General features: G+C 45.0%; 4 protein-coding genes. All 4 read right to left on the reverse strand.

Going from position 1 to position 10,268, the window contains the following annotated elements; genetic code table 11:
- The coding region (gene pglZ, locus L976_RS20140) for a BREX-1 system phosphatase PglZ type B (protein WP_047540789.1) at positions 1 to 2,006 on the reverse strand (2,006 nt) is incomplete at its 3' end.
- A gap of 5 nt (positions 2,007 to 2,011) precedes the next feature.
- Entirely contained in the window at positions 2,012 to 3,814 is a 1,803-nt protein-coding gene (locus L976_RS20145) for a DUF262 domain-containing protein (protein ID WP_047539593.1), read from the reverse strand.
- The gene (locus L976_RS20150; RefSeq protein ID WP_047539594.1) at positions 3,811 to 7,251 is read right to left on the reverse strand and encodes an Eco57I restriction-modification methylase domain-containing protein; all 3,441 of its coding nucleotides are present in this window, start codon (positions 7,249 to 7,251) and stop codon (positions 3,811 to 3,813) included. Before L976_RS20150 ends, L976_RS20145 begins: the two co-directional genes overlap by 4 nt.
- A gap of 89 nt (positions 7,252 to 7,340) precedes the next feature.
- On the reverse strand, positions 7,341 to 10,166 hold the full coding sequence (gene brxC / locus L976_RS20155; protein ID WP_231570521.1) for a BREX system P-loop protein BrxC: 2,826 nt from the start codon (positions 10,164 to 10,166) through the stop codon (positions 7,341 to 7,343).
- Positions 10,167 to 10,268: the final 102 nt, after the last annotated feature.

Raw genomic sequence — 10,268 nt, forward strand, 5'->3', positions numbered from 1 at the left:
TCCTGAATAGACAAGCCACCGTGATTGTAGTAATCACCCGCAACAAAACTTGAGATACCTGGTGCCATTGCAATTGATACGCTCGGGTTCCAGTACCAAGGCACAATTAAGCCATCGTGATGAACATTCTCATTCAAAATAGCGCAACGACGCTGGCGGTTTTTGCCCAGCGATTTATTCAGTTCACCTTTCGGTAATTGATTCGGCACCCACAGCCAACCGTGATCCGTAACAATTTTAATGCGTCGCCATCCAGCATCCAACAAACCACGGATCCTAGCGACGACATCATCTAGCACCTGGTCGATATATTGTGGCATTTTACGTTGCTGTTCATGCCCCAAGTTATCTAAATCCCCCGTTTGTACCCAAGCGTAGCCTTTCGGCTCACCGGTTTCGAGGCCATCCAAATATTGCCAACCGCTGTCAGCAAGTAGCTTCTTCAGATAATGACTACTAAACGCTATTTGGGTATCAGCTAATGCCGGTATGAAATCATCATTGCCTTCCAAACCGGTTAGCATATTGGCCAGAGGTGTAACCGCCGCTTTCGCCGTCGCAGTCAACGATGGTAGCGCAGACCAACGAGATGTCAGCTCAACCTGAATGCCATATTTTGCCAGCTTCTGTTCGAGAGTTTTTGCAGTATCAAAACGCAAACCATCGACAAAGAACACCACTTGGCTACCGACCTGATAGTGAGCCGTACTCTCTTTAATTTGGTTGTCGCCTGGGTAACCATGTTGTGCCACAAGCTGTTGGAAGTTGAGCGTAGTCTGTTCCAACCAAGGTGTATATATCACCGCTAATACATTGGCGATAAGCTCTTGCTGGTGAATATCCTGGGCTTTCCCCATTGCTGCTAATACGGCCGCATCAGCCTGCCAAAAACGCTGCTGATAATTGTCGGCCATTGACTCTGGATTACTGCCCGAAAAAGTAATCTCGGACTGTTCTAACACAGTGATGAGATCTTCAAGAACCACGAGCCAAGGGGATTTATCCAATCGATACCACAACCAATTTTTGCGCGGTTGCTGTTGTAACCAAAGCGCCCCCAATGTGGTCGATATCACCTCTCGATCCTTACCTAACGCATTACGCAGTGCAGTTTCGATGTTCGACTCATCCGCAGCATTACTCGATAAATAGTGTTCAGGATAGAGCACACTAAGATCAGCGGGCTCAACGTTAGCCAGTTGTTCAACCAGTAATGGGAGATTATTGGCGGTTTCCTCAAACCGCTGCCAGATACTTTCCCATGCGCCTTCAGCTTGACATAACAGGTGTAGCGCTTGTGCGTGGTTATTGCTGTCTGGAGTGAAACCGAACTGTGATTGGCAAGCATTGGCAAAAATGTCCCATCGACTGCCTTGCCAAAGGGCTTTTTTCTCTTGAGGATTATTCAGCCACCCCAAAATATCTCTGGCAATGTCGTCTAACACGATCGAATAAAAGTCTTCCGCTTCGAGTTTTTTACCTGTTAGCTTAGCGAGTGGCGTTTCTAATAGATCAGGTAAGACTTTTAAAATGGCCTCTTGGGTCTTTTTATCTTTCGCTAAATCAAGTTCTAAGCCGACTTTAGGATTGGTTAAAAACGATGCCACGCTCCAATCACGTCCCGCAGTGTTATAGGCCCACCAACAGCCACGATATTGCAGCTCAGCCAACGGTTTCAAAAAATCCGGGCATTGCTCAATGGCTCGCAGGTCCTTACGGCCAATCCCTGGTAAATAGATGATAGGGGTGTACTCTTTAGGCAAAGCACAGTCTTCGAGCGTACCGGCAATCATGCATTTCACCCAAATAGCCGGGCCAGTACGTTGTTCAGGTTGATACTCCCCCAACTCAATCAGCTCAGGTAACTGCTGCTTAATGTAAGGCATGGCCGATTGCCATTGCTTATCAATATCTGTCCACAAAATAGCTGCTGGCGCAACTTGCACGCTTTTGTTAAACGTGGCGCTATCGCGCAGCTGTTGTTTTAAATTTTCAATGAGAAGCATATGAGTTAAGCCACCACAGTTTTGCCGTAAAGGGGATACATACTTAGCACCTTATTGACCAAGGCCTCCGTTCTCGCTTCAATCTGATGGATCGACCACGTTTGAGCCCGAGCAAGCTCCTTGTTCAAATACAAACCATTGTTATACCCAACTGGACTGCCTTTTTGATCTTTACGATCTCGCTTATCCTCAAAGCTCTTGTTGCCCAAGGTGCTGTTATAACCAGAAATCGTCAGATTGCCGAGTCTATGCACATGAGACTCACGATACTGTTGCGCAAGCGTCATGTCACCACCAGCAATCATATCTACCCATGAATAGGGAATATTCTCCCCCTGAGGGAAAATGTGCTCAATTGTCCACACAAACTGATTACCTTTCACAGCCCACAGATCACGCTCACTTTCTTTGGTCATTTGGCTCTGTTCTATGGCACATAACACGTAGCGACATACTGCGGTATTCTCTTGATAGAGATTGCCAGAGAGATATTTTATAAAGGTTTCATCATCTGAGCTCACCCTTGCCAAGCTATCTCCGATTAAATCAACAATCGCTGCGCCGTTTAATTGAGGAATGGCCGCAGTTAACTCCATAAAAATACGGGTAAGATCACGAGTAGCAGGCTTATCGGTTGTATTGCGTCGCACAAAAAATGCGATGAGTAACTTGGTGATTTGCCCGAGCTCCTGGTATTTCAAATCCAGCGCTTCTCTTTTCGCAAATAGCAGCATTAACAACAGGTAAGACGGTACACCTTGCACCCGCTCGAGATCGGTCAGCAGATTTGATAACGCAGGCTGCTCCGGTACAGGCTTATTACCAATAATCTGAGCATACAGCTCAGAATGCTTGAGCATTTCCTGTAAAAATGTGGCGGCATCATGGGTAATGAGTTTTTCATATACCTGAATAAGGTTCGATTTTGTCGCTACAGGTACGCTAATAATGTCCTTAAGCTTGGGCTTAAAGGCGTTGTAGTACTGCCTAAAAAACCGCTCTTGCACCCCATAATCATCACCTAGATATCCAAGCACTTTCATCCAATTATTGAAGTGTTTATCTATCTGCCCTACATCAGCGCTTTCCAACTTCGCTAGTAGCTTGTTTTTAATCAGATCAATGGCGGTGAGCGGCATTCCCCGGTTATTCAACGATTCGAATAAGGTGTATGCATCAGAATGACTAGATACTTCAATTTTCACGAGGGTTGCGGTGTTTACTTTTTCAATGATTTCTTCAAGCGCTTGCAGCTCATCGTCAGCTTCAGCTAAATATTCATCGATACGCGTAAAGAAATGACGGTAGGCACGCATAATGCGACGATTGCCCATATTGGCTGCATAATCAGCATCTTTTAATAAACCCGCTTCTTTCAACACATAACAGTAATCGAGCTGATTATTATTTTGAACCTGGGGTACTAAACGAGTTTGGTCATGGCCACCTTTGAGAACCAATTTGTTTTTTAAATTCAAACGAGCGCCAATTAATTCGTCTGTTATTTCAAATTTAGCATTTGAGTAATGTGCATAAACAGCTGCCATGAAAATTGATAAGGTCGTCATTCGCTGTTGGCCATCAACCAACTCCAACGACCTGATTTCCAAAGCATCTTTAGATTGATTGATGCAAATAATTGAACCTAAAAAATAGTTTTTATCATTTTCCATCAAGTCTTCAAAAAGTGTATCCCACTGCCATTTTCCCCATGTATATTCACGCTGATAACGGGGAATGGTATATATTATTTTTTCATCAACACTCAGTAATGCAGAAACAGCATAGTTTTTTACTGAATCAATCATTGCGCCTGCTCCTTAGCCGCTTTTTTCTCTGCCAATGTCAAATGATGCTCATTGATACGGTCGCCCTCTTTGCCACCGTATTCCACACCAAGATGATACCAAGGGGCCGATTCCACATCCGTGCCGCGGTCCTTATTCCAATTAATATTTGGCTTGGCGCGCAATACACCTGCGCCTTTTTTACCCATATCTTTGGCCAGCATAAAGGGGCGAATATTAAGGCGTACACCATCGTTTAGATCGGGGTTCCATCCAATAGGTTGCTGTTCAAGCGGCTTCCAACGCACAAAAATGTCCAAGCCCTTTTCGCCTTCAAGAATGGCTTCTAACTGGGCTTTGAGGTTCTCGGCAGCCATTAGGCGAATATCGGCGCCATCTACGCTATCGGCAAGCTCACGCTTCTGGGTACTAATCCAGTCATCAAGGTAGGTATAAATTAAGCGTTCTAAGCCTTGGTAATCGAGCTTATGGTAATTGGCTAATACGGAGAAGCCATCTTTGAGACCATCCCAAATTTGCCAAATAAACGGACGGTGTTGAAACAGCTTACAGTGTTGATCAAAGAACTTATCACGCAGCCAGCTTTCCCAATCTTTGGCTTTTACTGCTTTGAGCAATTTATCTTCTACCGAACTGCTCCAAGCATCACCGTAGGCTTTATACAGAATGTCGGCTAAGCGTTTTGCGGCGGTTTTCTCACCACGAACAGCGGGAATACAAACAATCCCGTCATCATCAATCAAGCCTGCAAAGTCTGCGTTCTTCTTCATCACTTCACGCATTTCTGGCGCAAGTTCCATTTCAGGATCAAGTTCAGCAGGCCATTGGTAACCGAGTAATCGAGCGACAGAAACTTGAAGTACTGAATCATCTTGGCGTTGTTTGCCTACAACAGTAGATTTAGACTTGTCATCCCAAATCACGGATGCGCAAGGGTGACCGTGGAAAATCCACTGGGTTAAATTGTCAGTATAAGCACGGGGGAGACCATTTGGGTATTTATCTTCGACTACTTTCAACCAATGCTTTCTGTCAAAAGGAACTTTTAAAACTTCCTTAACCTCAATCGATAACCTCGGATTGATTTTACGCACCTCTAGATTGAAGCAACTTGAAGAGAAAAACTCCCAAAGTGCAGAAAGCATTTCCTTACTCTGATCATGAGGAACTACTGCGGTACACTTTGCAGCATAAATTTGGCCACTATAAATTGTTGATGGAAGATTCCTCATAAGGCTCACACTTACACCGTATTTCCCCCAATTAGGTTTGCCAGAACGCCATTGTTGAGCTTTATGATTAAGATGCTTCACACTCTCTGCTAGCCTATACATCTCCCCCTTTTCTTCTTCCCAGAGAATAACTTCTTCTCTTCCTAGGTACTGAGATGTAACTTCTGGTGTAGATTGATGAAACTCCCATATTGTAGAGTCTACTTTTTCGACCTCCCAGAAATTTCTAACAAATCGAAATCTATCACCCGCTCCACTTCCAAATAACGCTGTACAATATTCAGACAACAAAGGTAGGTTTGATGCTTCTTGAAACGAAATAGTAAAATCATCTTTTTGTAGAAACGAATGCTGAGAAATCGTCTCTATCACTTGCGTTTTTAGAGCATCACTTTTTTCGATAGGAGAGTCATTATGACTTACATCAATTCCTCTAACCAATCCTTTTTTTGTAGAGTTATTTAATGTAAATAAAATAACAAACGCCCCTGCTGCTTGAGAGCTTTCAAAACCATTTTCACCTAGCCTAGCTAGCATTTTCCAAGAATAGTTGTTAAGAGAATACTTCCTGAACTCTTTATAGCTTGAAGTGTAAAGCCAATTTTGAGGCATAACTACTTGAGTGACTCCAGCATCACCATTTTCACTTAAGCACATGCACCTATCTAAAAATACATTTGCAAGATCACTTTTAGCATGGCTGTAATTTCGAATAGAAAATTTTTGTAATACTTCTCCTTGTGAAACACGCCCTAGATATGGAACATTAGTTGCAACCCATTGATATTTTTGTGTTAACAACTCCGCAGCTTTTGCTAGTCCTTGTGCTGCCGCTATCGCTTCTTTGCTAACTTCGGCTTGAGTACGCAACACATCTTGTAGTAACTCCCATGGAGGAGTTTGCCCTATAGCCAAGTTTCGAGTCGGATCAATCAAACTCCCTAAAGTCGGCGCATCTTTAAAGGTATGCTGCATCCAAGCAATGGCATCTGTTAATGCTTCATCACCTTTCGCTAAGTCTTTCCACTCTTTTTGTGCTTCAGCAATCGACATACCAGAACAAGCTAATTGAAGCTCAGGCAATGCACGATAACTCCCTGCATTGGGGTAACGCCAAGCTTCCAAGGCAATGGCAAACGCTGCCAGTTCCACACAGCGTTGATCCAGCTCTAGGCCATGAATATTGTCACGCAGTACCGCATCAACCGCTTGCTTCTCAGACAGCCCTTCAAGCTGCATACGCATTGGTACCAGCATCAAAAATAACGCCACCAAGAAGTGGCCTGAACCACAGCAAGGGTCAAGGGTTTTAAGCTTGCTTAATTGCTCAGGCCATTTTTCAAAACTACCGGCAGCAGGTCGCCACTGTCCATTCTCTTCATTTTTAATAAAACGCAGATATTCCAGTGGTACGCCTGGAATAGCCGCTTTTTCACGGAGCTCTTGCTCATTATTGGCGCGGATATAATCATCTTGCGTTAGGCGTTTATTCGCCCACCAGGCACCGAGGGCGTTATCCAGTAAAAAGCTCACCATATAGGGCTCAGTAAACAGCTGTGTTACCGGGCTTAACTCTTGGGCACCGATTTTGACGCCGGATTTGTTGACTTGCTCTTTCTTCTTGGTTTGCCAGAACTGGTAACACCAACCTAAGCTGTCTTGCGCTTGGTACGTTGCCGGGTCGAGCGCGGCAATGAGGTTTTCCAATTCATTGACATGGTTAATCGACAGTTTTACCGCAAACACCGGGGAATCGGCACGAAAGATCTGTGGCAACATTTTTTGCGCTAAGCGGCCAGCGAGCCCCCAACCATCGGCTTTGCCACCTGTTGTTGCTGATTCCTCTTCGGCAAGCTCAAAACATTCTTCCAGTGTGACTGGCGTATGTTCGTCATACATCAACAAGTTGTTTTGTTCGAGATAACGGGCAAACAGCATGCGGTGCCAGTGCTCATAAGCCATTTCGTTGGCTAAGCGTTCAACCTCTTGCTTACCATCAATGAGCTTGTCACCTAATTGGCGTGCGTGGGCACGCAGGGTGTTACGCAGTGCGCGTTGTTCTTCGCTCAAGTAACTGGGCGCTTGCCCGTCAGCTACCCCCAAGCGTTGCAGCGCTTCTACGACAGCGACTTCAACGATTTCGCGGGCTTTGATGACGGTATCTTCGAGCTTTTTACGTAGTGATTTTTCGAGTGGTTGTCTCATGGGATTCTTCTATTCTGTCGCTGATGAATAAACGTCAAAAATGCCTACCACCACTGAGGGCGGTAGGCGGCGATTGAGAGCATTAACAATTAGTTTGGCACTACGGGGCCAAGGGCAAGTTGGGCTCGCAACTCTGTTTCAACATAATCAAGCCATTTTTGCAGCTCTTGCTCATTGCTAATAATCGGCTTATTCAGCTTGTGATAACGGGTTTTGGGCTGTAATTCGCTAATTGCATCTTTTAACACCAGGCTGAAGATACTCGGCAAGCTCGCGGTTTTGTCATTCCATTGGTCTAGGCTAATGGTATCTAATGAATTAAGCGTGTCATCTAGGGTGCTGATCTCAATTGCCGGAATGGTATCGAGATGCCGTTTGGCTAAAAATGCGTTACGTTTGGCCTCATCCAATTTTTGCCAGTTCTCATCGTCCAGCAAGTCAGCCATGCAATGACGATGTTCTGCTTCATAATTTTCACGGTGGCTCGTCAGCGCATCACGCAGGGCATTACCCGCTGATTTCAGTAAATTGTCTAGCGGATTTGGATCGTCTAAGAGGCTTCGATTCGCCATAATAGCTGCCGTTTCTTTTTCGATTGACGCACGTACCGTAAGCCCTGCACAGTATTTGATGACGCTTTGCAGTTTGTGCCACTGTTTCATTCTGGAGGATGCTTTATCTGCCAGTAATTTCCAGGCCTCAAAGTCACTTTTTAATGCCTCTTGATTTTCAAACACTTTGAGTAATTGATCATTGCCAGAATACATCTCCAATTCACTCAGTAACGCGGTGCTTGGTGCCATAGGCAAAGGTGCTGCACCACCCGCTTGGTTGGCGACATTTTTGGCGTTCAGAATAGCTAGCGGGAGCTTGGTTGACTCTTCCCCCGCATTACAAGGTTCTTCATGCAAGGCGGTAATCACACCACGCACTTTAATTAACTGCACTTTTGACAGGGTAGCCTTTTCTGGGCGGAACTTGGTTTGGGTAAGCGCACTGCGATCCAAGCTTTTGGCATCGACCGCTTTTTCTTGCATATTAGCCGCTTTTATAGCCCCAGCAGCAAGCATGGCATATAGCGCGCCATCAATGACATCGTTGCCCCAACCGTATGGCGCCTCTTTAAAGTTGTCACGGATCTCTTTGCCTGTCTTCATTGTGCCAATAAAGCGATAGATTTCGGCACACACGGGTTGTTTATCCGCATCACCGGCATAACCAATTTTTTCTAGCGCGTTGGGGTCTGCTAAACGACTGGCATGATCGTAGACTTTTGCCCAGCCACGATCATCGGACATTTTGAATTTGTGATACAACCGTTGGCAGGCGATTTCACCCGCATTTTGAATTTGCTCAGCCAGCGAATCACCATCGACTTCTTGGCCACCAGCAAGACGCACTTGAATACCGGAAAAAATCTCATCCAGGATCTTTTTCTTATTTTTTTCAGCGGTTTTTAAGCGAGTTTCCATCGCTTCTTTTGCCGCTTTTCCCGCCTCGGTGGTTGCGCCACCACGGATTTCTAAGGTATTTTCCGCTGCTTTTAAACCAACAATCGCCTGTTGTAACTCGGAGCGATATGACGTCGGAACAAAGATATAAATGGTGGCATGATCTTGATCATCACCGCGAGATAAGTCATTAAATTGCTTTTCGGTTTGTTCCGGCGCCCAAGCGTAAATGCGTTTGTCTGAATCAGCAGGTAGTTCAGCATCGAAAGAGGCTGTAATGATTCTCGACTCAGCAACTTCCCCCTGAGTAATACGCGCTTGTGCCACCTGTTTACGAATATAGCTTTGGATCTCTTTGCTGCGATAAGACTCAAGCGTTGCGACATTACCCAAAAGATCATTTTCTTGGCGATGTAGCTCTTCGTACCAGGCTTGACTTTCTACGGTCTGTAAACTGTATTCTCGTCTACCATCTTCTGAGTCGCGACTCATAACTAAGTGTTCATTTTCGAGTATCTGGAGCATCTTCGGCACGATAGGACGAAGTTTATGTTTATCGTTATTCAGATCTTCAAGTAATAAGTCGGCTAGTGTATCCACGGTTGGATAGATGCCATACTCCATATCAGATGGGAGCTTGCTAATTAACAATATTAATGCCAGAAGACGTCCTTGCAGCTTTTCCTCTTCATTTCCATATCGCTTGCGACTAATGGTCTCATATATGTCCTGAGATATGGCCGATGTTCGCGTGAGATCACTAGCTATCTGATCATAGAGAAAATCTGCCGGTACGACATAGCCTAAGCTTTTATTCGCCGTCTCTTTTAACGCTTCATGTACGACACGTAACTGATTACGTAGTTGAGAACCTGTACCGGTTTTATCTAATGCGGGCAGAATACGTTCCCAAAAACGTCGACGCACAGGAAGTAATGGATAGTCTGGTACCATCCATTTTTCATCGTCACGTTGATGCTCAATGGTACTACCACGTAAATGGCGCGAGATTTCACCTAAGTTTTGATTAATAACAATCTGTACTTCTGACTTGGCTGATTCTTTCTTCTGTAGCACGACCTTTCGAATAACCTTGTCTACGTCGGTATCTTCCAGTTGTACAGGCACCTGGAAACGCCCCATCAAACGCTGCAGGTTGGCCATCCCGGTCAATGCACTCTGTCCTGTAGCAACAAACAGTAGCTTAGATTTTAGCGCGCTTGCGCTACTACAAGTTTCAACGACTTCCTGCACATCAAATGCGCGCTGAGTATTGCTGCCGATATATTGTTGGACTTCATCTAGTACCACCAAGGTAAGCGGCAGTTCTCCATCATTTGAAATAGCTTCGACAATGGCATCGACCATCTGCTCATTGGTCACATCTTCAACGATGGTGTATTGCGCACGCATAATTTCGCGTACTTCTTTTAAATCTGCCGCTATGTTGGGAATGGCTTGCAAAACTGCATCATGCAGAACCGGTGATGCATGGATAATGGAATGGACCCATCCACTTTAAATCGGCCTCGCAATGGGCCACGATGTAGTCGCTAAAACTCATCA

The organism is Shewanella sp. ZOR0012 (genome assembly GCF_000798835.1).
GTDB lineage: Bacteria > Pseudomonadota > Gammaproteobacteria > Enterobacterales > Shewanellaceae > Shewanella > Shewanella xiamenensis.

Bases quoted from the DNA above. Each gene is read 5' to 3' on its own strand.
- L976_RS20145 (WP_047539593.1), bottom strand. From the start codon at position 3,814: ATGATTGATTCAGTAAAAAACTATGCTGTTTCTGCATTACTGAGTGTT.
- L976_RS20150 (WP_047539594.1), bottom strand. From the start codon at position 7,251: ATGAGACAACCACTCGAAAAATCACTACGTAAAAAGCTCGAAGATACC.